Source organism: Mesorhizobium sp. U510 (genome assembly GCF_059180695.1).
This window is the reverse complement of record NZ_CP180532.1, coordinates 366958-392110: the sequence shown is the minus strand read 5'-3', so window position 1 is coordinate 392110 and position 25153 is coordinate 366958. Positions and strand designations below refer to the sequence as shown.

Here is a 25153-nt window from a genome sequence, read left to right as displayed (position 1 = left end):
TCAGGCGGCGCTTTCCACCAGCCGGCGGCTTCCGCCGAAGGCCAGCGTGGCGCCGACCACCAGGACCAGTACCATGCCGGCGAGGATGCCGATGTCATGCGTGGTCGGCTTGAGCACCATGTCGGCGACGATCACCAGCATCACCGCATAGTCGAAGCGAGCCGCGCTCATCATGCGCTGGCCAATGGCAAGCACGGAAGGTGTCACGCCCTCCTTGGCGATCATCGCGCCCATGCGCTCGCCGGTCGGCTTGAAGATGAGCATGCCGATCGAGAAGGTCGTGGCGTAGCCTGCCAGGCCGATGATGATCCACAGGTCGGAGAAGCCGACCCAGAAGCCGCACATGATGAGGCCGAAGAGCAAGGTCAGCATCGACATCGGTGCGAAGAAAAGGCCACCCAGCTGACCGCTGGCGCGCATCGCCTGCAACTTGTCCTCGATGTTGCCGGCGCGCTCGGCAAGCACGCCGAGGAGGAACAATACGAAGCCGCCGCCGACCCACAAAATGGCTGAGACGACGTGAAGGAATTTGACGATGGAATACCAGTCCATTGTTTGCTCCTGGGACATTTCTTGTTGTTCGCAGCCGGGCGAATATGCACCAGCCGTCAGAGGAGCGGGCGTTTAGCGTAATGCCTGTTTCGGCACGATGTCGCGGAAAAACAGCTTTTGTTTCGGCGGTTTTCGATCAGCGCTGATTCTCGACAACCACCGATGCGCGGCTTCATTTTCCGCTATTGTCGGATGCGTCAGGGGGAGCGCGACATCGTCTGGAAACAGTACCGATGCTAGTGCGCCGAGGCCGGGAGCCCGGTGGCGACAGCAGTCGCCGGACGATCAACCCATTCCCGCAACGGGAAGAGGCAATGAGGGGGAACATTATGCAAGGGGTAGCACGCAATTTCTTCACGCTGGCCATCATCTATGCGCTGTGCGGCATGGCGCTCGGCATCCATATGGCGATCAGCGAAGACCATGGCCAGATGCCGACTCACGCTCACATTATGGTGGCAGGCTGGCTGATGTCGGCGGTCTTTGCCTTCTTCTACCATCTGTTTCCTACGGTCGGGCTAAAGACGATCGCCGTCGTACACTTCTGGCTGACCGCGATCAGCGGAATTGGGCTCATGATCGGCCTCTTCATTCTGCTTGCCGGCACGCCCGCAATAGAACCGCTGCTGGGGATAGCCTCGATCGGCTTCTATGCCGGCATGCTGCTGTTTGCCTTCATCGCTTTGCCGGTGGTCTGGAAGAAAGCCTGAGCCTGAAGCGAGCTTCGGGTCTGTGCTGTTACGGCACAGGAATGGGGCGTTCGGTCAAAAAACATCGGTGCCGTTAAAGGTTCATTAAGCTTTACAGGCGTTTACTATGCGCATCCAGTGATCTGGATTCTTACCGAGTGGTTGGAGCCACTTTGTTTGACGCCTCCCTGTTAAACTCCTGAGAGCCGCCTTATCCGCGGCTCTTTTTTTGTCCGCATTCCGGTGGCACGCCGGGTGTCGGTCCGCTGTTAACCTTCTGTTAAACATGTGCTTGCCTTCACCCCCGGCGAAGCGCATTTTCAAGCTTCAGTCAGATAGGGTGCCGGGTGTATCGGCAGTGAACCGAATCGGCCGGTTGCAAGTGCAGGGGCGTATCAATGAACGAGCCTTCGAAGGGCAGTGCGAAAACCGTCAAACTGGCGGAGCGCCGGGTTTTTTCGCATTCCTTCAAACCGCTCTACCAGGAAGGCATGGGGCTGGTCGAACAGGCGGCCGAGTATCTCGACGGCAAGGGCCGCGCCGAGGCCAAGAAGCTGTCGCGCCTGGCGGCCACGCTCTACGCGGCCGAATCGATGCGGCTGACGACCAGGCTGATGCAGGTTGCCTCCTGGTTGCTTTTGCAGCGCGCGGCCAATTCCGGCGAGATGACCCGCGACCAGGTCGCTTCGGAAAAGTCCAAGGTGCGCCTCGATACCGCTTCCGCGCATGACGAAGCCGCCGGCTGGGCCGAACTGCCCGAGGAGTTCCTCGACCTGGTCAACCGCTCGCTTCGCCTGCAGGCATTGGTGCGCCGCATGGACGACGAGATCTACGGCGCCGGCGCGGTAGTCGACATGCAGCCCATGGGCCGCCGGCCCAATCCGGTTTCCGACCAGATCAGCCTGCTCAACACGGCGTTCGCCCGCAACTGAGCGGCTTCGGAATATTTCCAGCTCGACAGGCCTCCGTTTCCGGTTTGTTCACATTTCGCTGGCATCGCTGTCCCCCGGAGGTAAAGTGACCGGATGGGGGACGCGATTCGCATCATCGGCATCGATCCGGGGCTCAGACGCACCGGCTGGGGCATCGTCGAGAGCCTCGGCAATTCCTTGCGCTTCGTCGCGTCCGGCACCGTGCGCTCCGAGGACAAGGCGGCGCTGGCGACGCGGCTCTGCCAATTGCATGACGGGCTCGCCGAAGTCCTGCATGCGGCAATGCCGCATGAGGCGGCCGTCGAACAGACTTTCGTCAACAAGGATGCCGTGGCGACGCTGAAGCTCGGCCAGGCGCGCGGCATCGCCATGCTGGTGCCGGCGCGTGCCGGCCTTGTCGTCGCCGAATACGCGCCCAATGCGGTGAAGAAGGCGGTCATCGGCGTCGGCCATGGCGACAAGAAGCAGATCCACATGATGGTGAAGGTGCTGCTGCCGAAAGCGACCTTCGATACCGAACACGCCGCCGACGCGCTGGCCATCGCGATTTGCCACGCGCATCACCGCCAGAGCGCCGCCTACCGGATGGCGCTTGCCGGCTAGCGATGTTCTTGACTTGTTCACGTTGAGCGGATAAGTAATACCTTGGAGGTATTACCATGCGCGTCACCACCAAGGGGCAAGTGACAATCCCCAAGCCGATAAGGGACCATCTGGGCATCGGTCCGGGTTCCGAGGTTGAGTTCGTGGCCACCGACGGGGGCGTTCAGCTGGTTGCCGTCAACGAGAACCTCTCCGAGGAGGAGAAATTGCGCAGGCTCCAAGATGTCCTCGACCGGATGGAGGGGACGTTGGACCTGGGGGGCATGACCACCGACCAATACATGGAGTGGTTGAGGGGGCCGCGTGAAGATCTCGACGTTGATTGACACAAATGTCCTGATCGACGTTTGGGGACCAGCCGGGCCGATGAAAGAATGGTCGGCATCGGCGATCGCCTTCTGCCGCCGCGACGGTGCGTTGGTCGTCAATTCGATCATCTGGTCCGAGTTAGCACCGCTGATCGCGACAGAGGCCGCACTTCGAAAAGCCGTCGACATGCTGGAGATGGATCGCGAACTTGTGCCCTGGGACGCGGCATTCCTTGCCGGCGTCACGCATTCCCGCTATCGCCGGGCCGGTGGCATCAGGGAAAGGACCTTGCCGGATTTCTTTATCGGCGCTCATGCAACCGTTGCCGGGCATCGTCTTTTGACCCGCGACGCCGCGCGTTATCGCAGTTACTTTCCCGACCTCGACATCATTTCTCCGGAAACCCACCCATGAGGGCCCATCTTCCATGAAAGACCCGGCATGATAGGCAAGCTCAAGGGCACGCTGGACGAGATCGACGAGGATCATTGCCTCGTCGACATCCACGGCGTCGGCTATGTCGCCTATTGCTCGGCGCGCACGCTGGCAGCGCTGCCTTCGCCCGGCGAAGCGGTGGTGCTGTTCATCGAGACCTATGTGCGCGAGGATATGCTGCGCCTCTATGGTTTCCAGTCGCAGCTTGAGCGCGAGTGGTTTCGGTTGCTGATGAACAATGTGCCGGGTGTCGGCGCCAAGGTGGCGCTGGCCATCCTGTCGACGCTGGCGCCGGCCGACCTCGCCAATGCGATCGCGCTGCGCGACATCGCCATGGTTTCCCGCGCGCCTGGCGTCGGCAAGAAGGTGGCCGAGCGCATCGTCACCGAATTGAAGAACAAGGCGCCCGCCTATGCGGGCGCCGCCTCCGGCACCATCGGCCTGAAGCAGGAACTCGGTGAAGGTGTCGCCCCGGCCCCGATCACCGACGCGGTCTCGGCACTGGTCAATCTCGGCTATTCGCGCGACACCGCCGCCAATGCGGTGGCCGCGGCACTGAAGACGGCAGGCGAGGACGCGGATGCCTCGAAGCTGATCCGCTTCGGGCTGAAGGAACTGGCGCGGTGAGGGCTCGCTTGTCCCTCCTCTTGCCATATGCAAGGAAGACAGTATGAGCCTGTCGCCCCGTCTCATTGCGCCGGAAAAACGCGGCGAGGATGCCGATCAGACCTTGCGGCCGCAGACGCTCGCCGACTTTGTCGGCCAGGCGGCGGTGCGGGCCAATCTCAAAGTCTTCATCGAGGCCGCCAAGGGCCGCAACGAGTCGCTCGACCATGTGCTGTTCGTCGGACCGCCGGGGCTGGGCAAGACGACGCTGGCGCAGATCATGGCGCGTGAACTCGGCGTCAATTTCCGCTCGACCTCCGGACCGGTCATCGCCAAGGCCGGCGATCTCGCGGCACTGCTGACCAATCTCGAAGAAGGCGACGTGCTGTTCATCGACGAGATCCATCGGCTGAACCCGGCGGTGGAGGAAATCCTCTATCCGGCGATGGAGGATTTCCAACTCGACCTGATCATCGGGGAGGGGCCGGCGGCGCGTTCGGTCAAGATCGACCTCGCCCGTTTCACGCTCGTAGCCGCCACCACGCGGCTTGGCCTGCTCACCAATCCGCTGCGCGACCGGTTCGGCATTCCGGTGCGGCTCAACTTCTATACGGTCGAGGAATTGGAGCAGATCGTGCGGCGCGGCGCGCGCATCCTGCAAATGCCGCTCGGCGACGACGGCGCGCTGGAAATCGCGCGGCGCGCGCGCGGCACACCGCGCATCGCGGGGCGGCTGTTGCGCCGCGTGCGCGACTTCGCCTCGGTCGCCGGCGACGGCCATGTCGATCGCCTGATCGCCGACGAGGCATTGACCCGGCTGGAGGTCGACGCGCTCGGGCTCGATGCGCTCGACCGCCGCTATCTCTCGATGATCGCCCGCAATTTCGGTGGCGGTCCGGTCGGCATCGAGACGATCGCCGCTGGGCTGTCCGAGCCGCGCGACGCCATCGAGGACATCATCGAGCCCTATCTGATCCAGCAGGGTTTCATCCAGCGCACGCCGCGCGGCCGCATGCTGACGGCCAATGCCTGGCGCCATCTCGGCCTCGATGCGCCGAAGGATTTGGCGCAGCAGCAGATCAACCTGTTCCAGGAAGAATAGCCCCCAACCGTTCAGGCGCGGGTTCCCAGACCATCGATCAAGGATATGTGACCCGTCTTGCGCAAAATCTGCGCGTCTTCGCCGATTTGCCGGCGTAATCGTGGATTTTATCGGACGCGTGCGGGCAACCGCTGCGATCGAGGGGCCGGGAGCCAGTCCATGATCACCAGACGCGGGTTCCTGCGCTTCATCGGCGGGTCGTTCCTGACGGCTGCCGCGCTCGGCGCCTATGCGGTCGGCATCGAGCCGATGCTCTTGACCCATGTGAAGCGCTACGCGCTGACGCCGCCGCACTGGCCTGATGGCCTGAAGGTGCGGGTTGTGGCGCTCGCCGATATCCATGCCTGCCGACCCTGGATGACGCAGGAACGGATTGCTTCGCTCGCCGAAGACGCCAATGCACTGCAGCCGGACCTCATCGTGCTGCTGGGCGACTATATTGCCGGCATGCCGCTGGTGACGGGGCCGGTGACGCCATCGCAATGGGCGTCCGCGCTGTCGGGCCTCAAGGCGCCGCTCGGCGTGCTGTCGATCCTCGGCAATCACGATTGGTGGAACGATGGTTTCGCGCAGCGCGCCGGAGCCGGCCCGACCATTGCGCGCAAGGCGCTGGAAAAGGTCGGCATCCCGGTGCTGGAGAACGATGTCGTTCGCCTGGAGAAGGATGGCCATGGTGTCTGGATCGCCGGCCTGGCCGATCAGCTGGCGTTGCTGCCGGCCAGGAAGGGCGACGGGTTCAGGGGGCTCGACGATCTCGACGGCACGCTGGCCAAGGTTGGCGACACCGCGCCGATCATCCTGCTCGCCCACGAGCCTGATATTTTTCCGACCGTCCCGTCGCGGGTTTCGCTGACCCTGTCGGGCCACACCCATGGCGGGCAGGTGCGATTGTTCGGCTATTCGCCTGTCGTGCCGTCGCGTTTCGGCAACCGCTACGCCTATGGCCACGTCGTCGAGAACGACCGCAATTTGATCGTCTCAGGTGGGCTCGGCTTCAGCATCATGCCGGTGCGCTTCGGCGTGCGGCCGGAGATCCTGCAGATCGACCTCGGCTGATCTGAACAACAGCTCTCAGTGAAGCGAGCGGATCACGTCCATCACATCCGGCTCGACCTTGTCGCCATTGAAGGCATCGACGATGCCGAAGGCGCCGCCATAACTCCACACCGACCATGAGAAACCATGCGCCTCGGCGCGGGCGATCATGTCCTTGACGTAAGCGGCGCGGTACGGCGCCGGCATCACATAGGCATTGCCGTATTCCTGGCGGATCATGCCGAACTCGCCCAGCGTGATGTTTTCGGGCTTGGTGCCGTTGGCCTTCGCCCATGCCTCGACCCTTTTGAACGGCGCGTCCATCAGGCCGAGCAGCTTGCCGGGGCTGTCCATGCTGCCGACCTGTTCGTCGAGATAGGCAAGCAGCCCGCTCTGCCGTGTCCATGGCGCCTCGGTCTTGATCCGGCCGCGGATGGTGTCGAGCGTCCCGTCGAGCTGCGCCTTCGGCACGGCGTCGAGCGGATAGGGCAGGCCGGTCACGTAGGGGATAAAATCGCCGGCCCAGGTCGCGCCCTGGTGGGTGAGCAGGAACGGATCATAGGAGTGGAAAGTCCAGATGACATTGTCGTCGGGGATCGCCTTGGGATCGATCTTCTCCAGGGACGAGGCGGCGGAATAGCAGGCGCCGGTCAGCACCAGCGTCAGTTTCCCAGCCGACGATCGTGCCGCGGCGAACAATTCGCGCTGGCGGTCCGGCCACAGGCTGGTGCCGTCGCTGTCGCAGTCGACGATCGGTTCGTTCATAAGCTCGAAGGCGACTTGGCCCGGATCTTCGCCGGCCAGGGTGCGGGCCATCTTGCGCACCATGTCGATGTAGCGGTCAAAGGTCCGCGGATCATCCATCACCTGCGCCATGCCGATCTTGCGGCTGCCGCCGGCCGGGATCAGGTGCATGTCGACGATCACCTTCAGGCCGGCACGGTTGATCATGCGCACCGAGTCCAGCACGCTGGCATAGAGGTCATGGCGCAGCGCCGTTGTCTGGTCGGACAGGAAAGGCGACGGGTCTACCGGCATACGCAGGAAATCGAAGCCTGCTTCCTTGAGCGCTCTGAGATCGTCATCTCCAAGGAATTTGCGCCATTCCGGATAGGGCAGTATGGTCCTGGCGTCGCCCCATTGATCCTCGCCGGGCCAGGTGACCCACTGGTCGAGATTGAGGCCGCGCTTCATCGTGAAAGTCGCTGCCTGGCCAGGCAGCACCAAGGCCATGAGCACCAGCAGCGCCGCCATCAAACTCTTGATCATCGCCGTCAACGGTGCCATCCGATGCTTTGTCGCGCGGAGAACAGGTGCCTCGTCGGGACTTAAAAAGGAAGCGCAATGGACGATCATGGTGAATTGGCGACGCTGCTGGCCGGGCTTTCCGGCGCGCTGACGGCGTTCGGCCACCGGCTGATGGCGCGGGTCTATTATGCCGACACCGATTTCTCCGGCGTCGTCTACCATGCGCGCTATCTCGAATTCCTCGAGCGCGGCCGCTCCGACTATCTCAGGCTCACCGGCGTGCATCACACGGAGCTCGCCGACGGCAAGCATGGCGAGAAGATCGTCTGGGTGGTGCGGCGCATGGAGATCGATTTCCGCAGCCCCGCCCGCATCGACGACATCCTGACCGTCGACACCCGCACCGACACCATTTCCGGCGCGCGCATCTTCATGGCGCAGCAGCTCAAGCGCGGCGACGAGGTGCTGGTCGAAGCCAAGGTCGAGGCGGCGATCATCGGCGAGAATGGACGACCGCGGCGCTTTCCCAAGGAATGGGTCGCGGCGTTCATGCCCAAGTTTCGTGTTTCGCCTGATTAAACGGTTGGCCCGACAACGGAGCTTGTGTGCCTCCTGAAAATGGTATGACAGTGTCATACATTGTGCTACAAGGTAGGACAGGGAAGACATTCGCCATGAGAACCAGCAAACCAATAAGCGTGACGCTCGGCCGCCAGCAAAGCAGCCTGGACGCCCGCTTGGCGTCGGGAGCTTATGATTCCGCGAGCGAAGTCATGCGTGCCGCGCTTCGCGCCCTTGACCGCGAGGAGCAGGTCATCACCGCCATCATGCGAGCCAAGGTGCAGGAAGCTCTTGACGATCCTCGCCCGGATATCCCGGCCGAGGACGTGTTCAAGGCATTGCGCGAGCATCATGCAGACCGCCTGAAGGTCGCCAAGCGTGACGCATAGGGTCGTTTTCAGACCTTCGGCGCAGTCCGACCTCTTTGCCATTTACAATTACATCGAAAAGGAAAGCGGTGCCGCGCGCTCCGGTGGCTATATCGACAGCATCGAGGCCGCGTGCATGGCGCTATCAAGGTTCCCGGAACGCGGCTCCGTTCGCGATGCCATCGGATCCGGAATCCGGGTTGTCGGCTTTGAACGGCGTGCTTCCATCCTGTTCCGGGTCGACGGGCAGCAAGTGCTGATCCTGCGCGTCCTCTATGGCGGGCAGGACTACCCCACCGACCACGTGGATGAGACGGACTCCTAGGGAGTGGAAGCGCATCGGTCTCGCCACCAGGCGCGGCAATGCGCCGCGCCTTATTCACTAACCCATCCTTAACCATAACGGTTCATGAAGAGATTGGTGAAGATTGGCGCTATCCAGCGCCTTCCTTTCACCAATATTTGCCCTGAAAAGGCCGCTAACGGCACGGTTTGGGGCGTCCGGTAGCTTCGTGCGAACCGACCACAAGGGATGCCAGGGGCCAGCCGCCAGCTTCGCCCGGAAATCTTAAGGACGTAACGATGGAAAATATCGCACTCGCCGAACCGGGCGCGCAATTGTCGATTTGGGCGCTGTTCATGCAGGCCAGCTGGGTGGTCAAGCTGGTCATGATCGGGCTGCTCTGCGCCTCGGTCTGGACCTGGGCGATCATCATCGACAAGCTGGTTGCCTATGGCCGCATGCGGCTGGCGCTGAACCGCTTCGAGCAGGTCTTCTGGTCCGGACAGTCGCTGGAGGAGCTCTACCGCACGCTCGCCGACCGCAAAACCTCTGGCATGGGCGCCATTTTCGTCGCCGCCATGCGCGAGTGGAAGAAGAGTTTTGAGAAGGGCGCCAAGACGCCGCTCGGGCTCCAGACCCGCATCGACAAGGCGATGGACCTGGCGCTGACCCGCGAGATGGAGAAGCTGGAGGGTCGTCTCGGCTTCCTGGCTACCACCGGCTCGGCGGCCCCGTTCATCGGTCTGTTCGGCACGGTCATCGGCATCATGACGTCGTTCCAGGCCATTGCCGGCTCCAAGAACACCAGCCTCGCGGTGGTTGCGCCCGGTATCGCCGAGGCGCTGCTGGCGACGGCCATCGGCCTGCTCGCCGCCATCCCGGCGGTCATCGCCTACAACAAGCTGTCATCGGATGCGAGCAAGCTCGCGGTGCGCATGGAAGGGTTCTCCGACGAGTTCTCCGCCATACTCTCGCGCCAAATCGATGAAAAAGTCGCGCCGAAGGCCTGAGGAGTAGCTGATGGGTATGTCCGTAGGCATGGCGGGACGCGGCGGGCGCGGCCACAGGCGGCGCGGCCGTCACCATGGGCTGATGTCGGAGATCAACGTCACGCCGATGGTCGACGTCATGCTGGTGCTGCTGATCATCTTCATGGTCGCCGCACCCATGCTGACGGTCGGCGTGCCGATCGACCTGCCCGACACGCAGGCTAAGGCGATGAATGCCGACACGCAGCCGATCACCGTCTCGATCAACGCCGCCGGCCAGATCTATCTCCAGGAAACCGAGATCCCGATCGAAGAGCTGGTCGCCAAGCTGCAGGCGATCTCGAAGACCGGTTACGAGGAGCGCATCTTCATCCGTGGTGACAAGTCCACCGACTATGGCACGGCGATGAAGGTGATGGCCCGCATTTCGGCCGCCGGTTACAAAAATATCGGCCTGGTTTCGCTGCAGGAACAGGATCAGTAGACAAGAAGATGAAGACCGGCCTCACCACATCGGTGATCTTGCACACGGCGGTGCTGGCCTTCGGCCTGTTCACCCTGTCGGCGCCGGCCGCGCTCCCGTCCGCCGATGTCGAGTCGGTCGCGGTCGATATCGTGCCGATGGAGGCGATCGCGCAGACGCTGCAGGGCGACAAGAAGGCCGTGATGCATGAAAAACCGGCGCCACTGCCGACGCAGCGCCCGGATATCGTGCCGGCGTCGCAGAAGGTCGGCGAAAACAGCGTCGATACCGACAAGCCGATAACGCCGGAAGCCAAGCCGAAGCCCGTCGACATGACCTCGGCCCCGCCGCCCGCGCCGACTCCCAAAGAGACGCCGAAGACCGAGGACGTGCCGAAGCCGCAGGAAAAGCCGAAGCCCATTCCGGCGACCGAAGTGGCGCCTGCGCCGACGCCCAAGGAAGAGGTCAAGCCCGAGCCGGTCAAGCAGACCGAGCCGAAGCCGACGCCGGCCAAGCCGGCGCCGACCCCGCCGCCGCAGGACAAGACCGCAGCCATCGATCCGACACCCGAGGTCAAGCCGGATGCCGTCGCCGAGGCCATAGCCAAGGATCCGCCGACCGAAGAGACGCAATTGCCGAGCTCGGCGCCCGCGCCGGAAGCGCGGCCGAAGCCGCAGCCGGCACAGGCCGAAAGCGCCAAGGCGCCTGAACGCAAGGATGCCGACAAGCCGGTCAAGGAAGCGTCGTCGAAACCGAAATCCGACGACAAGCAGTTCAACGCGAACGAAATATCCGCGCTCCTCGACAAGCAGAAGCCCTCCGGCGGCGGGGCCAAGCGTTCTACGCAGCAAGCCTCGCTCGGCGGCGACAAGGACCAGGGCCAGAAACTGTCGAAGTCGGAGCAGGGCGCCCTGGAAAGCCAGTTGGGTGGGTGCTGGACGCTGCCGGTTGGCCTCGAGGGCTCGGAGAACTTCGTCGTCGTCGTGCGCTTCAACCTCGACAACTCCGGCAAGCTCGATGGCCGTCCCTCCGTCGAAAAGTCGAGCGGCAACCGGCAGTTCGATGAAAGCGCGGTGCGCGCGGTGCAGAAATGCGACGTGGCCGGCTTGCAGGTTCCTGCCGGCAAGCAGGACATCTGGAACGACATCCGGGTCACTTTCGATCCAAGGGAAATGCTCGGCCTCTAGGCCTGGCGCCCAACCAATCAAAAGAAGAGAAGCGAGAAGATATGAGATCCTTCCTCAAGCCGCTCCTGACGATTGCAGCCATGGCGCTGGGCATGACCGCCATTGTCCCCATGCCGGCATGGGCGCTCGTCGAGCTCAACGTCAACAAGGGCAATGTCGAGCCGCTGCCGATCGCCATCACGGATTTCCAGGGCGGTGACGCGCTTGGCGCGCAGATTTCCCAGATCGTCACCGCCGATCTGAAGCGTTCCGGCCTGTTCGCGCCGATCGACAAGAGCGCCTTCATCGAGAAGATCTCGAACCCGGATGCCGCACCCCGCTTCGACGACTGGAAGGTGATCAACGCCCAGGCGCTGGTCACCGGCAGCGTCAGCAAGGAGGCCGATGGGCGCATCCGCGCGCAGTACCGGCTTTGGGACACTTTCGCCGGACAGCAGATGTCGGGTGAGCAGTTCTTCGCCAACGACGCCAACCAGCGGCGCGTCGCCCACATCATCGCCGACGCCATCTACGAGCGGCTGACCGGCGAGAAGGGCTATTTCGACACGCGTGTAGTATTCATCGACGAATCCGGCGCCAAGAACGCGCGCAAGAAGCGTTTGGCCATCATGGACCAGGACGGCGCCAATGTCCGCTATCTCTCGGACGGCCGCTCGATCGTGCTGACGCCGCGTTTCTCGCCGAACCGGCAGGAAATCACCTACATGTCCTATGAGAGCGGCCAGCCGCGCGTCTATCTCCTGCAGATCGAGACCGGGCAGCGCGAACTGGTCGGCAATTTCCCCGGCATGACCTTTGCGCCGCGCTTCTCGCCCGACGGCCAGAAGGTGATCATGAGCCTGCTGCGCGACGACGGCAATTCCAACATCTTCGCCATGGACCTGCGCAGCCGCTCGACGACGCGGCTGACCAATTCGACGGCAATCGACACATCGCCTTCCTATTCGCCCGACGGCAGCAAGGTGGTGTTCACCTCCGACCGCGGCGGCCGCGCGCAGATCTATGTCATGGGCGCCGACGGCTCGGGCCAGACCCGCATATCCTTCGGCGACGGCGTCTATTCGACGCCGGTGTGGTCGCCGCGTGGCGATCTTATCGCCTTCACCAAGCAGACCGGCGGCGAATTCCAGATCGGCGTCATGAAGACCGACGGTTCCGGCGAGCGCATCCTGTCGTCCGGTTTCCAGCAGGAAGGACCGACCTGGGCGCCAAACGGCCGCGTCTTGATGTTCTTCCGCGACTCCAATGGCGGCCCGAAACTGGTTTCGGTCGACCTCACCGGCCGCAACGAGCAGCCGATTCCGACGGCGAATTTCGCGTCGGATCCCGCCTGGTCGCCGCTGTTGGAATAGCGTCGGCCGAATTGCCACACATGCTGAAAAGGGGCCGTTTCGGCCCCTTTTCCATGCCTTCGTCGCGTTTTGGCCGCATTTCCGCCTAGGGTCCGCGCCAACTGTGACCCTGGCTTAAAAGGTTGCGGACGGGCAGCCTAAACCAAATTTTAACCGTGTTTCTTGAATGCCGGTTAACCCAAACGTGGTTACTGGGTGATCAACGAAATCACTCGAAATGCGAAGGAGAGGCGGCATGGGCCGTATCGCAGCACTTACCAGAAACCCGGTCATGATCGCGCTGGTGGCGATGCTCGCCATCGCCGGTTGCGCTTCGAAGAAGACGCCCAACAGCGCCGCTGATCTTGGCCTCAACGGTGCCGGCGCCGCAACACCCGGCTCGGCGCAGGACTTCACCGTCAACATTGGCGACCGTATCTTCTTCGATACAAACTCGTCCTCGATCCGCGCGGATGCGCAGACGACGCTCGCCCGCCAGGCGCAGTGGCTGAACCAGTACAAGCAGTACGCCATCGTCGTCGAAGGTCACGCCGACGAACGCGGCACGCGCGAATACAATCTGGCGCTCGGCGCCCGCCGCGCCGCCGCCGCCCGCGACTTCCTCGTTTCCAAGGGTGTCGCTTCCAGCCGCCTGAAGACCATTTCCTACGGCAAGGAACGTCCGGTCGCGGTGTGCGACGACATCTCCTGCTGGTCGCAGAATCGCCGCGCCGTTACCACGCTCAGCGGCGCCGGTTCCTGAGTTGGCCGCGCGTCGAGAGACGCGATCGCGCCGGCTGGCAAAAATGCAACACAGCTTCGCGAAAGGCGGCCTTCGGGCCGCCTTTTTCATATCCGGGTGACCGAAACAAAATTTGGCCGAAGTCTCGCGTCCTGCTATGAGCCGAGGGCGCCTGGCTGGTCCCATCCTGATTGGAAGGCGCGAACAGACTAACGACACACCGCGAGAGGCACATGCATTTGAGATCGGTTCTGAGCGGCACGCTTGCGGCGCTGCTCCTATCAGGCTTCACCGCCCTGGCAAACGGTCCGGGGGCAAGCGGCCCAGGGCAGTCAACCGACAGCGGCTTTTCCTTCCATCTGCCGAGCCTCGAGTTGCCGAGCCTCTTCGGCGACAAGAAGAAACCCGACCAGGTCCAGCTCGCGCAGCAGTCGAACGGCGCCGGCGCCACCGGGCTCGAGGACCAGCTGCGCCAGATGAACGGCAAGATCGAAGAGCTCAATTTCCAGATCCTGCAGATGCAGGAACAGATGCGCAAGCAGCAGGAAGACAACGAGTTCCGCTTCCAGCAGCTTGAAGGCGGCGCACAAGGCGGACAGCCTCCGGCGCAGAAGAAATCCGATGCCACCACCGACACCAACACCGACGTCGCGGCAGCCCCGGCAACCCAGGCTCCGGCCGATGCCGGCGCCGCGGCCGGCGGCAATCAGTCCGCGGGCGGCAAGACGGTCGAGGACGTCATCGTCGAATCGCCCGATGGCGACCCCGGCAAGGTGATTCCCGGCACGGGAGCCCCGGAAAAGACCTTCGGTTCCATTACCGTCGACAAGAACGGCAATGTGATCGATGCCGGCGGCAACACCCAATCGACCGCGCCGACACAAGACGCTGCTCCGGCCACCAAGGCCCCGGCCAAGGCCGGCAAGTCCAACGGAACGATCGTCGCGGCGCTGCCTTCCACCAACGACCCGGAGGAGCTTTACCGCAATTCCTATCAGTTCATCCTGTCGGGCGACTACGGCACCGCCGAGCAGGGTTTTCGCGATCATATCTCGCGCTTCCCGCGCGATGCGAAGGCGGCGGACGCGCATTACTGGCTGGGTGAATCGCTGCTTGGCCAGCAGAAATACCGCGACGCGGCCGAGGTCTTCCTTGCCGCCAGCAAGGACTACCCCAAGGCCAAGAAGGCGCCCGACATGCTGTTGAAGCTTGGCGTGTCACTGGTCGGCCTCAAGCAGCACGACGTCGCCTGCGCCACCTTCAGCGAAGTCGGCAAGCGCTACCCCGATATCTCCAATGCACTCAAGGAACGCGTCAAGCAGGAGAAGGCCCTGGCTGCGTGCTGATTTTTCCCAGGCATGTCCTGGTCCCGGGACCGGGACCGTTTTTGGACGACATGCGTTGATGCTCGATACCGAGCCTGATCTTTCGACCAGACTTTTTTCGCCTATCGATTTTACCCGCGGCGCCATTGCGGCCGTGTCCGGCGGCAGCGACTCGACCGCCCTGCTTCTCCTTCTCAAACAGTATCTCGACCGAACCGCATCGCCCGCGAAACTGCTGGCCGTGGCCATCGACCATGGCTTGCGTCAGGGATCGGCAGCCGAGGCGCAAGCCGTGGCGAAGCTGTGCGCCGAGCGCGGCATTGCCCACCGCACCCTGACGTGGTCCGGGCGCAAGCCATCGACCGGTCTGCCGGCGGCAGCGCGCGAAGCGCGCTACCATCTGCTGGCCGAGGCGGCGCGCGCGGAAGGCATCGGCCTGATCGTCACCGGTCATACCGCCGACGACCAGGCTGAAACGGTGCTGATGCGGCATGCACGGGAGCGGGAGCTCGCCGACATGGCAGGTCGTGGGCTTGCCGGCATGGCGCCGGCCACCCTCTATGATTGGCGCGAGTGGATCGTTCGGCCGCTTCTGGGGATGCGGCGCTCGGCGCTTCGCGATTTCTTGCGGCATGAACATGTCGGCTGGGCCGATGACCCGACCAATATCGACGAGGCCTTCGAGCGGCCGCGCGTGCGCGCAGCACTTGCCGGCGAAAGTGTCGGCTATATGGAAAATGCGCTGCTGCTCGCCGGCCAGGCCGCCGTCGAGCGCAGGCAGCTTGGCGTCAGTGCAGCCGGTCTGATCCATCGCTTCGCCAGCCAGCCGAGCACGGGCCTCATCCGGCTCGATCCCGCTCTGCTGACCGCGGAAGACGACCGGGCGGCCGTCTATGCGTTGCGCATCCTGCTGGCCACAGCCGGAGGCGTTGCCTTCCTGCCGGACCAAGCGCGCAGCGAGGCGCTGTTGGGCCGGCTGAAGACCGGATTTCTTTGCGCCACATTGTCGCGGACGGTGGTCGATTTCCGGCGTGCCGGCCTCTTCCTGCGCCGCGAGGCGCGGGGTTTGCCGCCCGCCGCAATCGCTGTCAACAACACCGTCTGGGACGGCCGCCGCCACATCACATTGAACGACAGGCCCGGCGCATTGTTGATCGCACCGTTGGGTGCGACAGCAGCGAGGCGGCTGGCGATCGATGAGGGAGAAACCCCGGCAAGCCTGATGCGCGCCGCAATGGCCGCGGAACCGACATCGCGGCAAGCCCGTGAAAACCCTGGTTTGCCGCCGCGTCAGCCGGGGCCACCAGCGTTCGCGGCGCGACCGGTCGTGTCGCCTTTTTCCCGCTTTCTGCCGTCCTTCGATCTGGCGCCGGCGCGGGCTGTCGCCGAGCTGATCGGCGCGTCACCGCTTCCCGCTTCGCCATTGGGCGGCCACGGTGCCGATTGATGGTGGTCGAAAGCTTAACCCAGACATGCTGTTCTGCTTGGCAAGGGGAGACGCTCTCCCTATGTTAGGCTCAAGTTTCCTCTCATGATGCTGTCCGTGCGCGGACGCCAACGGGACAATTGATGAATCCGAACTATCGCAACCTCGCGCTCTGGGCGATCATAGCGGTCCTGCTCATCGCTCTCTTCAATCTGTTCCAGACGCCGCAGACGCGCGGGGCTTCGAGCGATGTGCCTTATTCGCAGTTCCTGCAGGATGTCGCGGCCGGCCGGGTTAAGACGGTGACCATTGCGGGCGCCCGCATCACCGGCACCTACACCGACAATTCCACCGGCTTCCAGACCTATTCGCCCGGCGATCCCCAGCTGGTCTCGCGGTTGCAGGACAAGAACGTCACCATCAATGCGCGGCCAGAGACCGACGGTTCCAATTCGCTGTTCGGCTACCTGATCTCCTGGCTGCCGATGATCCTGATCCTCGGCGTCTGGATATTCTTCATGCGCCAGATGCAGTCCGGATCAGGGCGCGCCATGGGTTTTGGCAAGTCGAAGGCCAAGCTTCTGACGGAGGCGCATGGCCGCGTCACCTTCCAGGACGTCGCCGGCGTCGACGAAGCCAAGGAAGATCTGGAAGAGATCGTCGAGTTCCTGCGAGATCCGCAGAAGTTCCAGCGCCTCGGCGGCAAGATTCCGCGCGGCGTGCTTTTGGTCGGCCCTCCCGGCACCGGCAAGACGCTGCTCGCCCGCTCGGTCGCCGGCGAAGCCAATGTGCCGTTCTTCACCATTTCGGGTTCGGACTTCGTCGAGATGTTCGTCGGTGTCGGTGCAAGCCGCGTGCGCGACATGTTCGACCAGGCCAAGAAGAACGCGCCCTGCATCATCTTCATCGACGAAATCGACGCGGTCGGGCGCCATCGTGGCGCCGGCCTCGGCGGCGGCAACGACGAGCGCGAGCAGACGCTGAACCAGCTGCTGGTCGAGATGGACGGCTTCGAATCCAACGAAAGCATCATCCTGATCGCCGCCACCAACCGTCCCGACGTGCTTGATCCGGCGCTGCTGCGTCCGGGCCGTTTCGACCGCCAGGTGGTGGTGCCGAACCCCGACATCGTCGGCCGCGAGAAGATCCTCAAGGTGCATGTGCGCAACGTGCCGCTGGCGCCCAATGTCGACCTCAAGGTCGTCGCGCGCGGCACGCCGGGCTTCTCCGGCGCCGACCTAATGAACCTGGTCAACGAATCGGCGCTGATGGCGGCGCGGCGCAACAAGCGCCTCGTCACCATGGCCGAGTTCGAGGACGCCAAGGACAAGATCATGATGGGCGCCGAGCGCCGCTCGTCGGCCATGACCCAGGCCGAGAAGGAGCTGACCGCCTATCACGAGGCTGGCCACGCCATATTGGCGCTCAACGTGCCGTCGGCCGACCCGCTGCACAAGGCCACCATCATCCCGCGTGGCCGTGCGCTCGGCATGGTCATGCAGTTGCCGGAAGGCGACCGTTACTCGATGAGCTACAAGTACATGATCTCGCGCCTTGCCATCATGATGGGCGGCCGCGTTGCCGAGGAGTTCAAATTCGGCAAGGAGAACATCACTTCGGGCGCCTCTTCCGACATCGAGCAGGCGACCAAGCTGGCGCGCGCCATGGTCACGCGCTGGGGCTTCTCCGACAAGCTCGGCCATGTCGCCTATGGCGACAACCAGGAGGAAGTGTTCCTCGGCCATTCGGTGGCGCGCACGCAGAACATCTCGGAAGAGACCGCGCAGATCATCGACGCCGAAGTGCGCCGCCTGATCGACGAGGCCTATTCGACGGCAAAGTCCATCCTGACCAAGAAGAAGAAGGAATGGATCGCGCTGGCGCAGGGGCTGCTCGAATACGAGACGCTGTCGGGCGACGAGATCAAGCAATTGATCGCCGGCGAGAAGCCCGCGCGCGACCTCGGCGACGACACGCCGCCCAGCCGCGGCTCGGCCGTGCCGAAGTCCGGCGGCCGCCGCAAGAAAGGCCCCGAGCCCGAAGGCGGCATGGAGCCACAGCCGTCGAGCTGAGCCAGGGCGGACAGCAGATCCTCGGGAACAAGCCCGAGGATCACGGCTCAACGTCTGCGTGACCGCTTCATCCGCGGTATTCGATTTTTATGATTCAGCTTTCAGCCGCGCATTGCACAGGCTGTAATAACCGCCGCCCTTCTGGATCCAGCGAAGGCCGTTCAACGTACCCGCCTCCTTGTTGCCGTGGTAACCCTGCAGGCAGGTCTTCATCCGCGCCTTCGCGGGCTTTTCGGTCTTGAACTCGGCGGCGAGGGTGGTTGGGAATGTCACGCCTGCCGGCGCTACAGTGGGGGCGACCGCCGCGTCGGTTTCCTTTTTCGGCTGCGGCGCGGTTTTGACGGTATCCCCGCTGACACTCTCCGCAGCGGGCGTCGCGCATTTCTCCTTGCGGAAAGCGGCCCAGTCCATGCCGTTCAGAGTGCCGCCTTCTTTGGCTGTCCGATAGGTCTCGCCGCATTCCTTCATCGTCAGTGCGCTTGCAGGGGCGACGCTCCAAGCAACCGATGCCGTCACAGCCAATACCGCCAAGTTTAAATTGGGCATAAGATCCTCCCGGTTGATAACAAGTTAGACATCCTTTTGTATACTGTTTGTTCCCGATATGTTCAATCGGAATCTTTGGGAGCTAGCGATAAGCCCGGCGGTGGGCAGTGTGGGCGAATTGATGCCGACAGTTCCCGCGATAGTGCGAGCAAGGCCCGCGGGCGTCGTCGCGAGCAACAAAAGGCCCGCGAAGCAGATGCATCGCGGGCCTTTGCCTGTCCTTGCCAGACTTTCCGTCTAACTCAATTCGATCTCAACCGGCTCATGCCTCATCGATCCGGGGGAATGCGTAGCTTAACCCTTCAGCTTGGCATTGCACAGGCTGTAGAAGCCGCCGCCCTTCTGGATCCACTTCAGGCCGCCAAGCGCATTGGCGTCCTTGAGGACATAGTACTGGTCGAGGCAGGTGTGCATGCGGCCCTTTCCGGGGGTCTCGCTGGCATATTTCGGCGAGATCGCGGACGGGAAGGTGACGCCCTTGGGCGCCGCCGTCGTCGGCTTCGCCGGCTCCTTGGTGTAATTTGCTTCGCTCGGAGCTGGCACGCTGTCGTCATCGGAGGCGGCGGCGCCGCATTCGGCCTTGCGGAAGTCGTTCCACTTCTGGCCCTTCAGCGTGTTCGCCGTCTTCGCCGCCTGGTACTTGGTGCTGCACTCGGCCATGGTCAGGCCCTTGCCTTCGGCGGGAGCCGCGGCTGCCTTGGTGGTTGCCGGCTTGGTGGTGTCAGCGGCGGCGGATGCGCCGGCGGCGCATTCGGTCTTGCGGAAGTCGTTCCACTTCATGCCGTTCAGCGTGCCGGCGGCCTTCGCCGCCTGGTACTTGGCGCTGCATTCCTTGGCCGTCAGGCCTTTCGCGGCGCCCGCGTCGGCGGCCGCTGCCTTGGCCGCCTTGGCCGGCTTGGTTTCGGCTGCCTTCTTCGTGTCGGCCGGCTTGGTGTCCGTGGTGGCGGCGGCATCGGTGCCGCATTGCGCCTTGCGGAACTGGTTCCAGGTCTGTCCGGCCAGTGTCCCCGCATCCTTGGCGGCGTTATACTTCGTGCTGCACTCGGCCATCGTCAGTGCGTTGGCTGGCGCGGCCAGGAACAACGTCACTACGGCGAGGCCGGTCAAAGTGGCAAGTCGGTGGATGAGCATAGCGTTTCTCCGTTGCAGCAGCCCATTATACGTCCCAGCGAATCAATAACGCTCAACGGTCGGTTGCGCCAGATGCTAAGTGGCGTATATATCGCCCAAAGCTTGCTCCTCCCGATAAGGTGATGAAATCATTGCCCCTTGCCGGGTCAACAACAAGATTTTCCGCGTGCAGCTGCGGCGTATAGCTCGCAGAACTGGTATATTGCAGCGCCGCGGTGCCGTCATGTTGCGCTGCTGCCTTGTTGTGTGCAGCGCACAACAATGATTTTCTAAGGATTGGTAACATATAATCACACAATGTGATCATGGCGCGCCGGTCAATTATGGCATTAAAATGCCCGGCAAAGAACCTTCAGGAATTGAACTCGCATGGCAGGGAATTACTTCGGCACGGACGGCATTCGCGGGCGCGCCAACAAGTTTCCGATGACCGCGGAAATCGCCATGCGGGTCGGCATGGCCGCCGGCCTTTCGTTCCAGCGCGGCAGCCACCGCCATCGCGTCGTTCTGGGCAAGGACACCAGGCTTTCCGGCTACATGATCGAGAATGCGATGGTGGCGGGTCTCTGCGCCGCCGGCATGGACGTGTTCCTGCTCGGCCCGATCCCGACCCCGGCCGTCGCCATGCTGGTGCGTTCACTGCGCGCCGATATCGGCGTCATGATCTCGGCTTCGCACAATCCCTATTACGACAACGGCATCAAGCTGTTCGGGCCGGATGGCTACAAGCTTTCGGACGAGATCGAAGAGCGCATCGAGAGCATGCTCGACAAGGATATCGAACTGACACTCGCCGATTCCGACGGGCTTGGCCGCGCCAAGCGTGTCGACGGCGTGCATGACCGCTACATCGAGTTCGCCAAGCGTACATTGCCGCGCTCGATGTCGCTTTCGGGCCTCAGGATCGTCGTCGATTGCGCCAATGGCGCGGCCTACAAGGTGGCGCCCGAGGCGCTGTGGGAGCTCGGCGCCGAGGTCGTGGCCATCAATGTCGAACCCAACGGCTTCAACATCAATAAGGAATGCGGCTCGACGCATCCGGCCGGCCTGCAGAAGAAAGTGCATGAAGTGCGCGCCGATATCGGCATCGCGCTCGATGGCGATGCAGACCGGGTCGTCATCGTCGACGAGAATGGCGCGATCGTTGACGGTGACCAGATCATGGCGATGATCGCCGAGTCCTGGCACCAGAGCGGACGGCTTGCCGGCGGCGGCGTGGTTTCGACGGTCATGTCCAATCTCGGCCTCGAACGCTTCCTCGGCGACATGAAACTGCAATTGCACCGCACCAAGGTCGGTGACCGCTATGTCGTGGAGCACATGCGCGCGCATGGGCTCAATGTCGGCGGCGAACAGTCCGGCCACATCGTGCTGTCGGATTTCTCGACCACCGGCGACGGCCTGGTGTCGGCGCTGCAGGTGCTGGCCTGCATCAAGCGCCAGGGACGCCCGGTCAGCGAACTGTCGAAGAAGTTCGAGCCGGTGCCGCAACTCTTGAAAAATGTCCGTATCGCCGGCGGCAAGCCGCTCGAGGAAGATCCCGTCAAGGCGGCGATCGAGGATGCGCGCAATCGTCTCGGCAAGACCGGGCGTCTGGTCATCCGTCCGTCCGGCACCGAGCCGCTGATCCGTGTCATGGCCGAGGGCGACGATCCGCAACTGGTGGAGGCCGTCGTCAACGACATTGTCGAGGTCATTTCGGAGACCCGCAGCGCCGCCTGACCTCCCCCGTGCCCTCAGGCGTTACGTCGCTGCCGTCGCATCCAGCCCGCCCCTGAGGCGGGCTTTTTGTTGGCCGGAACCGGTCTTCTTGTTTGTCGAAATCATTCCCCAATTCCTCGAATTTTAGAGATTCGTGGTTAATCGACAGGGTTAAACGCCTTTTAACTTTTCCAATTCATTATCCACGCCTGAAAGCCAATCTCGTTCGGCCGCGATCGCGTTCCGAGGGTTCCTAGGGGTGACAAGCATGTTCAATACAGCAAGAAAGGCCCTGTTCGCGTTGCTGTTCGCGGGCCTGGCCTGGCCGGTGTTCGCAGCCGACCTGCCTGAGCCGCAGGTCGAAGAGGCACCGCCACCGGTCTACGAACAGCCGGTCGACGTCGGCGGCTGGTATATCCGCGGCGACATCGACTATCACAAGTCCGATGTGCGCGGCATCGACTACATGACCTACGGCATCGATCCCTGTAATTGTACGGTCATACCGGGCGGCAAGAGTTTCGATTACGGCAAGCTCAAGGGCGGCTTCTCGCTCGGCGGCGGCGTCGGCTACAAGATCAACGATCACCTGCGCACGGACGTGACCGCCGACTACTGGTTCAAGTCGAACTTCAACGGCGGCACCTCGGATCTCGTCTCGACGTCGACCGAAGTGTCGAAGATGAGCGCCCTGCTGCTCTTGGCCAATGCCTATGTCGATATCGGCACCTGGCACGGCATCACGCCTTATGTCGGCGCCGGTATCGGCGGCGCGCGCGTCAAGTGGGATACCGTCTACGATCCGAACACCACCGAGACCAACCCCGGAGCATCCAACTGGCGCTTCGCTTATGCTCTGATGGCCGGTGCCTCCTACTGCTTGACCGACAAGATCATCCTCGATGCGGGCTATCGTTTCTCCCATATTCAGGGCGGCCGCATGTTCGAATGGGATGCGAGCAGCGCCGGCCCGGGTTTCGACCGCGGCATCAACACCCACGAGGTGCGCGGCGGCCTGCGCTATCAGTTCGGTGGCAACAATGGGTGCGCGGCACCGGTGGTGGCCTACCAGCCCGAACCTGAGCCGGTCTACACCAAGTAAGAAATCTCCAAGTAAGAAATCTACTGCCTCCAATATACACGAACCGCCCGGCTTGACCGGGCGGTTTTCGTTTGAGCTGTCGCCAATGAAGTGCCCGGACAGGGAGGGCAATTTAGAGCGCCATGCATTAGCTGAAATGAATTCGCTAACGCTCTATTAGCCTTAACCGTGACTTAACCACTATGGTTAACAATGCTTCCTGAAACGATGGCTGCCGTGTTGATCGCAGGTGTCGTCAAATCCGGGAGTCGGGACTATGACACTCACATCGCGTATTGTGCTGGCGCTTGCCGGACTCGGTCTCTTGCCGCTGACGCCGGCAATCGCTGCCGACTACGATCCGCCGATCTACACCGATCAGGCGCCCGACTATGTGCCGGTCGAGGTCGGCTCCGGCTGGTATCTGCGCGGCGACGTCTCTTATCTGGTGCAGAAGAGCTTCAAGAACGATGATTTCGCCTTCACGCCGGCGAGCTTCGACGAGAAAGAAGATCCGATCTTTGCCAGCATCGGCTTTGGCTATCACTTCAACGACTATCTGCGCGCCGATCTCAATCTCGGCTATCTGCCAGGCAACAAAATCGGCGTTGGCTATGACGATACACTGAGCGTTGTGCCGCCGGCAACCTCTACCGTCGCATCGGCGAACCTGAAGAATTACGCCTACTCGCTCATGCTCAACGGCTATGTCGACCTTGGCACTTATGTCGGGATCACCCCGTATGTGGGCGGTGGCGTTGGTATCGTACAGAGCACGCGCCAGCTCTCGGCCAACTATTTCACCAACAATGGCGACCCCACCGACGATTTCGTCCAGACAGACGACAAGACGAAGTACTCCTTGGCCTATACGCTGAATGCGGGCCTTGCCTACCAGGTGTCGAAAAACGTTTCGGTCGACCTCGGCTATCAGTACTTCTCCGCCCCGGATGCCGAATATGTCACGGCCGCAAGTCTGACCTCCTTCCCGGTCCACAAGGGCATCAGCAATCACCAGATCAAACTCGGACTGCGCTACGATCTCTGGTAGACAAGGGACCGGGCGAGACTTTAGCGGCGGATCCCAGCGGTCCGCCGTTCGCGTTTGAGATCACGCGATCCTGATCGCGGACTGCCGGTATCCCGGCAGCGACAAAAACTTTCCTCTTGACGCCCGAGGCCTGAACGCATATCGCCGTCCGTGGGCCACCCCTCCCCAACGAGGGGCCACTATCTGGAAGGATAGACCACGATGACGACGCATACGAAGCCCGGACTCCGTCCGGCAAACCCCAATTTCTCCTCAGGTCCTTGCGCAAAACGCCCCGGCTGGTCGGTCGAGGCGCTCAAGAATGCCGCGCTCGGCCGTTCTCATCGCGCCAAGATCGGCAAGACCAAGCTCGAACAGGCGATCGAGCTGACGCGCGAAATCCTCCAGGTTCCGGCCGACTACCGCATCGGCATCGTACCGGCGTCGGACACAGGCGCCGTCGAGATGGCGCTGTGGTCGCTGCTCGGCGAGCGCGGCGTCGACATGGTCGCCTGGGAAAGCTTCGGCTCCGGCTGGGTCACCGACGTGGTCAAGCAGCTGAAGCTGCCCGACGTGCGCAAGCTCGAGGCCGGCTATGGCGAATTGCCGGATCTGGCCAAGATCGATTTCGACCGCGACGTGGTCTTCACCTGGAACGGCACCACGTCGGGCGTGCGCGTGCCGAATGGTGACTTCATCCCGGCGGATCGCAAGGGTCTGACCATCTGCGACGCCACTTCGGCGGCTTTCGCGCAAAAGCTCGATTTCGAAAAGCTCGATGTCGTCACGTTCTCCTGGCAGAAAGTGCTGGGCGGCGAGGGCGCGCATGGCATGCTGATCCTGTCGCCCCGCGCCGTCGCACGGCTGGAGGGCTACAAGCCTTCATGGCCGCTGCCGAAAATCTTCCGCCTGACCTCCGGCGGCAAGCTGATCGAGGGCATTTTCAAGGGCGAGACCATCAACACGCCGTCGATGCTGTGTGTCGAGGACTATCTCGACGCGCTGCACTGGGCGAAGTCGATCGGCGGCCTCGATGCACTGGTCGCCAGGGCGGATGCCAATGCCGCCGTGCTCGACGGATTTGTCGACAAGTCCTCCTGGCTCGGCCATCTCGCCGTCCAGCCGGCGACGCGGTCGAACACCTCGGTCTGCTTGTCCTTCACCGATGCCGATGTGGCGGCGCTCGACGCCGACGGTCAGGCGGCTTTCGCCAAGGGGCTGGTCTCGGCGCTCGACAAGGAAGGCGTCGCCTATGACATCGGCTCCTATCGCGACGCGCCTCCCGGCCTGCGCATCTGGTGTGGTGCGACGGTCGAGACATCCGATCTCGAGGCGCTGCTGCCCTGGCTCGACTGGGCCTTCGCCGCGCAGAAGGCGTCGCTGAAAGCGGCGGCCTGAGACTTTCC

Annotated in this window: 27 protein-coding genes; 23 read left to right on the top strand and 4 right to left on the bottom strand. The window is 62.9% G+C overall.

Features of this window, described 5'->3' with window-relative positions:
• Positions 1-552: a DUF2269 family protein gene (locus ACLGL5_RS03785; RefSeq protein ID WP_038650278.1), complete on the bottom strand. Its 552-nt coding sequence runs from the start codon at positions 550-552 to the stop codon at positions 1-3.
• A gap of 329 nt (positions 553-881) precedes the next feature.
• Here ACLGL5_RS03785 and ACLGL5_RS03780 point away from each other — a divergent pair, with 329 nt between their 5' ends.
• The 8 genes from ACLGL5_RS03780 to ACLGL5_RS03745 all read left to right on the top strand — a co-directional run bounded on the left by ACLGL5_RS03780 (position 882) and on the right by ACLGL5_RS03745 (position 6284).
• Positions 882-1262, top strand: coding sequence for a hypothetical protein (locus ACLGL5_RS03780; protein WP_019861748.1), 381 nt, complete (start codon positions 882-884; stop codon positions 1260-1262).
• 377 nt (positions 1263-1639) lie between these two features.
• Complete coding sequence (rcdA, locus tag ACLGL5_RS03775; protein ID WP_038650276.1) at positions 1640-2173, top strand: protease adaptor protein RcdA; 534 nt, start codon at positions 1640-1642, stop codon at positions 2171-2173.
• A 93-nt stretch (positions 2174-2266) separates the two neighbouring features.
• The gene (gene ruvC / locus ACLGL5_RS03770) at positions 2267-2776 is read left to right on the top strand and encodes a crossover junction endodeoxyribonuclease RuvC (RefSeq protein WP_010912038.1); all 510 of its coding nucleotides are present in this window, start codon (positions 2267-2269) and stop codon (positions 2774-2776) included.
• Between the two features lie 56 nt (positions 2777-2832).
• On the top strand, positions 2833-3102 hold the full coding sequence (locus ACLGL5_RS03765; RefSeq protein ID WP_019861745.1) for an AbrB/MazE/SpoVT family DNA-binding domain-containing protein: 270 nt from the start codon (positions 2833-2835) through the stop codon (positions 3100-3102).
• The gene (locus tag ACLGL5_RS03760; RefSeq protein WP_069090355.1) at positions 3080-3499 is read left to right on the top strand and encodes a type II toxin-antitoxin system VapC family toxin; all 420 of its coding nucleotides are present in this window, start codon (positions 3080-3082) and stop codon (positions 3497-3499) included. Before ACLGL5_RS03765 ends, ACLGL5_RS03760 begins: the two co-directional genes overlap by 23 nt.
• Positions 3500-3526: 27 nt before the next feature.
• On the top strand, positions 3527-4147 hold the full coding sequence (gene ruvA / locus ACLGL5_RS03755) for a Holliday junction branch migration protein RuvA (RefSeq protein WP_038650268.1): 621 nt from the start codon (positions 3527-3529) through the stop codon (positions 4145-4147).
• 43 nt (positions 4148-4190) lie between these two features.
• Positions 4191-5228 carry a Holliday junction branch migration DNA helicase RuvB gene (gene ruvB, locus ACLGL5_RS03750; RefSeq protein ID WP_069090354.1) on the top strand — a complete coding sequence of 346 codons (1038 nt, stop codon included), beginning with the start codon at positions 4191-4193 and terminating at the stop codon, positions 5226-5228.
• 159 nt (positions 5229-5387) lie between these two features.
• Positions 5388-6284 (top strand): metallophosphoesterase, encoded by an 897-nt coding sequence (locus tag ACLGL5_RS03745; RefSeq protein ID WP_069090353.1) that lies wholly within the window; start codon positions 5388-5390, stop codon positions 6282-6284.
• Positions 6285-6299: 15 nt separating this feature from the next.
• Here the strand turns inward: ACLGL5_RS03745 and ACLGL5_RS03740 are convergent, their stop codons facing one another.
• Entirely contained in the window at positions 6300-7550 is a 1251-nt protein-coding gene (locus ACLGL5_RS03740) for a glycoside hydrolase family 5 protein (protein WP_069090352.1), read from the bottom strand.
• Positions 7551-7607: 57 nt separating this feature from the next.
• Between ACLGL5_RS03740 and ybgC the strand changes: the two genes are divergently transcribed.
• From ybgC to ftsH, 11 genes are all read left to right on the top strand, one after another.
• Positions 7608-8090: a tol-pal system-associated acyl-CoA thioesterase gene (ybgC, locus tag ACLGL5_RS03735; protein ID WP_494372871.1), complete on the top strand. Its 483-nt coding sequence runs from the start codon at positions 7608-7610 to the stop codon at positions 8088-8090.
• Positions 8091-8185: 95 nt separating this feature from the next.
• The gene (locus tag ACLGL5_RS03730; protein ID WP_019861739.1) at positions 8186-8461 is read left to right on the top strand and encodes a type II toxin-antitoxin system ParD family antitoxin; all 276 of its coding nucleotides are present in this window, start codon (positions 8186-8188) and stop codon (positions 8459-8461) included.
• The gene (locus tag ACLGL5_RS03725) at positions 8451-8765 is read left to right on the top strand and encodes a type II toxin-antitoxin system RelE/ParE family toxin (protein WP_019861738.1); all 315 of its coding nucleotides are present in this window, start codon (positions 8451-8453) and stop codon (positions 8763-8765) included. Before ACLGL5_RS03730 ends, ACLGL5_RS03725 begins: the two co-directional genes overlap by 11 nt.
• Positions 8766-9022: 257 nt before the next feature.
• Positions 9023-9733, top strand: a complete 711-nt coding sequence (gene tolQ, locus ACLGL5_RS03720; RefSeq protein WP_019861737.1) for a protein TolQ — start codon at positions 9023-9025, stop codon at positions 9731-9733.
• 10 nt (positions 9734-9743) lie between these two features.
• Complete coding sequence (gene tolR, locus ACLGL5_RS03715) at positions 9744-10196, top strand: protein TolR (RefSeq protein WP_027047494.1); 453 nt, start codon at positions 9744-9746, stop codon at positions 10194-10196.
• A gap of 8 nt (positions 10197-10204) precedes the next feature.
• Positions 10205-11362, top strand: coding sequence for a cell envelope integrity protein TolA (tolA, locus tag ACLGL5_RS03710; RefSeq protein WP_019861736.1), 1158 nt, complete (start codon positions 10205-10207; stop codon positions 11360-11362).
• Positions 11363-11442: 80 nt separating this feature from the next.
• Positions 11443-12714: a Tol-Pal system beta propeller repeat protein TolB gene (gene tolB, locus ACLGL5_RS03705; protein WP_223217914.1), complete on the top strand. Its 1272-nt coding sequence runs from the start codon at positions 11443-11445 to the stop codon at positions 12712-12714.
• Between the two features lie 235 nt (positions 12715-12949).
• Positions 12950-13456 carry a peptidoglycan-associated lipoprotein Pal gene (pal, locus tag ACLGL5_RS03700; RefSeq protein ID WP_494372870.1) on the top strand — a complete coding sequence of 169 codons (507 nt, stop codon included), beginning with the start codon at positions 12950-12952 and terminating at the stop codon, positions 13454-13456.
• A gap of 212 nt (positions 13457-13668) precedes the next feature.
• Positions 13669-14781 carry a tol-pal system protein YbgF gene (gene ybgF, locus ACLGL5_RS03695; RefSeq protein ID WP_069090351.1) on the top strand — a complete coding sequence of 371 codons (1113 nt, stop codon included), beginning with the start codon at positions 13669-13671 and terminating at the stop codon, positions 14779-14781.
• 58 nt (positions 14782-14839) lie between these two features.
• Entirely contained in the window at positions 14840-16207 is a 1368-nt protein-coding gene (gene tilS, locus ACLGL5_RS03690; RefSeq protein WP_069090350.1) for a tRNA lysidine(34) synthetase TilS, read from the top strand.
• Between the two features lie 122 nt (positions 16208-16329).
• Positions 16330-18258 (top strand): ATP-dependent zinc metalloprotease FtsH, encoded by a 1929-nt coding sequence (gene ftsH / locus ACLGL5_RS03685; protein WP_019861731.1) that lies wholly within the window; start codon positions 16330-16332, stop codon positions 18256-18258.
• 87 nt (positions 18259-18345) lie between these two features.
• Here ftsH and ACLGL5_RS03680 read toward each other — a convergent pair whose 3' ends face one another.
• Both ACLGL5_RS03680 and ACLGL5_RS03675 read right to left on the bottom strand, forming a co-directional pair.
• Positions 18346-18804, bottom strand: coding sequence for a hypothetical protein (locus ACLGL5_RS03680; RefSeq protein ID WP_083246448.1), 459 nt, complete (start codon positions 18802-18804; stop codon positions 18346-18348).
• A 294-nt stretch (positions 18805-19098) separates the two neighbouring features.
• Positions 19099-19935, bottom strand: coding sequence for a hypothetical protein (locus tag ACLGL5_RS03675; RefSeq protein ID WP_019861729.1), 837 nt, complete (start codon positions 19933-19935; stop codon positions 19099-19101).
• Between the two features lie 369 nt (positions 19936-20304).
• Between ACLGL5_RS03675 and glmM the strand changes: the two genes are divergently transcribed.
• The 4 genes from glmM (at position 20305) to ACLGL5_RS03655 (ending at position 25145) form a co-directional block, all read left to right on the top strand.
• On the top strand, positions 20305-21657 hold the full coding sequence (gene glmM / locus ACLGL5_RS03670; RefSeq protein ID WP_069090348.1) for a phosphoglucosamine mutase: 1353 nt from the start codon (positions 20305-20307) through the stop codon (positions 21655-21657).
• A 247-nt stretch (positions 21658-21904) separates the two neighbouring features.
• Positions 21905-22738: an outer membrane protein gene (locus ACLGL5_RS03665; protein ID WP_038650246.1), complete on the top strand. Its 834-nt coding sequence runs from the start codon at positions 21905-21907 to the stop codon at positions 22736-22738.
• Between the two features lie 256 nt (positions 22739-22994).
• Complete coding sequence (locus ACLGL5_RS03660) at positions 22995-23768, top strand: outer membrane protein (RefSeq protein ID WP_064981221.1); 774 nt, start codon at positions 22995-22997, stop codon at positions 23766-23768.
• Between the two features lie 201 nt (positions 23769-23969).
• Positions 23970-25145, top strand: coding sequence for a phosphoserine transaminase (locus ACLGL5_RS03655; RefSeq protein ID WP_019861725.1), 1176 nt, complete (start codon positions 23970-23972; stop codon positions 25143-25145).
• The last annotated feature ends 8 nt before the right edge of the window (positions 25146-25153 follow it).

What these genes read in the sequence shown, in the direction of transcription:
- ACLGL5_RS03675 (WP_019861729.1), bottom strand. Translation starts at nt 19,935, where the DNA reads ATGCTCATCCACCGACTTGCCACTTTGACCGGCCTCGCCGTAGTGACG.
- ybgF (WP_069090351.1), top strand. Translation starts at nt 13,669, where the DNA reads ATGCATTTGAGATCGGTTCTGAGCGGCACGCTTGCGGCGCTGCTCCTA.
- tolB (WP_223217914.1), top strand. Translation starts at nt 11,443, where the DNA reads ATGGCGCTGGGCATGACCGCCATTGTCCCCATGCCGGCATGGGCGCTC.
- rcdA (WP_038650276.1), top strand. Translation starts at nt 1,640, where the DNA reads ATGAACGAGCCTTCGAAGGGCAGTGCGAAAACCGTCAAACTGGCGGAG.
- ACLGL5_RS03745 (WP_069090353.1), top strand. Translation starts at nt 5,388, where the DNA reads ATGATCACCAGACGCGGGTTCCTGCGCTTCATCGGCGGGTCGTTCCTG.
- ruvA (WP_038650268.1), top strand. Translation starts at nt 3,527, where the DNA reads ATGATAGGCAAGCTCAAGGGCACGCTGGACGAGATCGACGAGGATCAT.
- ACLGL5_RS03780 (WP_019861748.1), top strand. Translation starts at nt 882, where the DNA reads ATGCAAGGGGTAGCACGCAATTTCTTCACGCTGGCCATCATCTATGCG.
- ACLGL5_RS03655 (WP_019861725.1), top strand. Translation starts at nt 23,970, where the DNA reads ATGACGACGCATACGAAGCCCGGACTCCGTCCGGCAAACCCCAATTTC.
- ftsH (WP_019861731.1), top strand. Translation starts at nt 16,330, where the DNA reads ATGAATCCGAACTATCGCAACCTCGCGCTCTGGGCGATCATAGCGGTC.
- ruvB (WP_069090354.1), top strand. Translation starts at nt 4,191, where the DNA reads ATGAGCCTGTCGCCCCGTCTCATTGCGCCGGAAAAACGCGGCGAGGAT.
- ybgC (WP_494372871.1), top strand. Translation starts at nt 7,608, where the DNA reads ATGGACGATCATGGTGAATTGGCGACGCTGCTGGCCGGGCTTTCCGGC.
- ACLGL5_RS03765 (WP_019861745.1), top strand. Translation starts at nt 2,833, where the DNA reads ATGCGCGTCACCACCAAGGGGCAAGTGACAATCCCCAAGCCGATAAGG.
- tilS (WP_069090350.1), top strand. Translation starts at nt 14,840, where the DNA reads ATGCTCGATACCGAGCCTGATCTTTCGACCAGACTTTTTTCGCCTATC.
- pal (WP_494372870.1), top strand. Translation starts at nt 12,950, where the DNA reads ATGGGCCGTATCGCAGCACTTACCAGAAACCCGGTCATGATCGCGCTG.
- ACLGL5_RS03680 (WP_083246448.1), bottom strand. Translation starts at nt 18,804, where the DNA reads ATGCCCAATTTAAACTTGGCGGTATTGGCTGTGACGGCATCGGTTGCT.
- ACLGL5_RS03730 (WP_019861739.1), top strand. Translation starts at nt 8,186, where the DNA reads ATGAGAACCAGCAAACCAATAAGCGTGACGCTCGGCCGCCAGCAAAGC.
- tolA (WP_019861736.1), top strand. Translation starts at nt 10,205, where the DNA reads ATGAAGACCGGCCTCACCACATCGGTGATCTTGCACACGGCGGTGCTG.
- tolR (WP_027047494.1), top strand. Translation starts at nt 9,744, where the DNA reads ATGGGTATGTCCGTAGGCATGGCGGGACGCGGCGGGCGCGGCCACAGG.
- glmM (WP_069090348.1), top strand. Translation starts at nt 20,305, where the DNA reads ATGGCAGGGAATTACTTCGGCACGGACGGCATTCGCGGGCGCGCCAAC.
- ACLGL5_RS03665 (WP_038650246.1), top strand. Translation starts at nt 21,905, where the DNA reads ATGTTCAATACAGCAAGAAAGGCCCTGTTCGCGTTGCTGTTCGCGGGC.
- ACLGL5_RS03660 (WP_064981221.1), top strand. Translation starts at nt 22,995, where the DNA reads ATGACACTCACATCGCGTATTGTGCTGGCGCTTGCCGGACTCGGTCTC.
- ACLGL5_RS03740 (WP_069090352.1), bottom strand. Translation starts at nt 7,550, where the DNA reads ATGGCACCGTTGACGGCGATGATCAAGAGTTTGATGGCGGCGCTGCTG.
- ACLGL5_RS03785 (WP_038650278.1), bottom strand. Translation starts at nt 552, where the DNA reads ATGGACTGGTATTCCATCGTCAAATTCCTTCACGTCGTCTCAGCCATT.
- tolQ (WP_019861737.1), top strand. Translation starts at nt 9,023, where the DNA reads ATGGAAAATATCGCACTCGCCGAACCGGGCGCGCAATTGTCGATTTGG.
- ruvC (WP_010912038.1), top strand. Translation starts at nt 2,267, where the DNA reads ATGGGGGACGCGATTCGCATCATCGGCATCGATCCGGGGCTCAGACGC.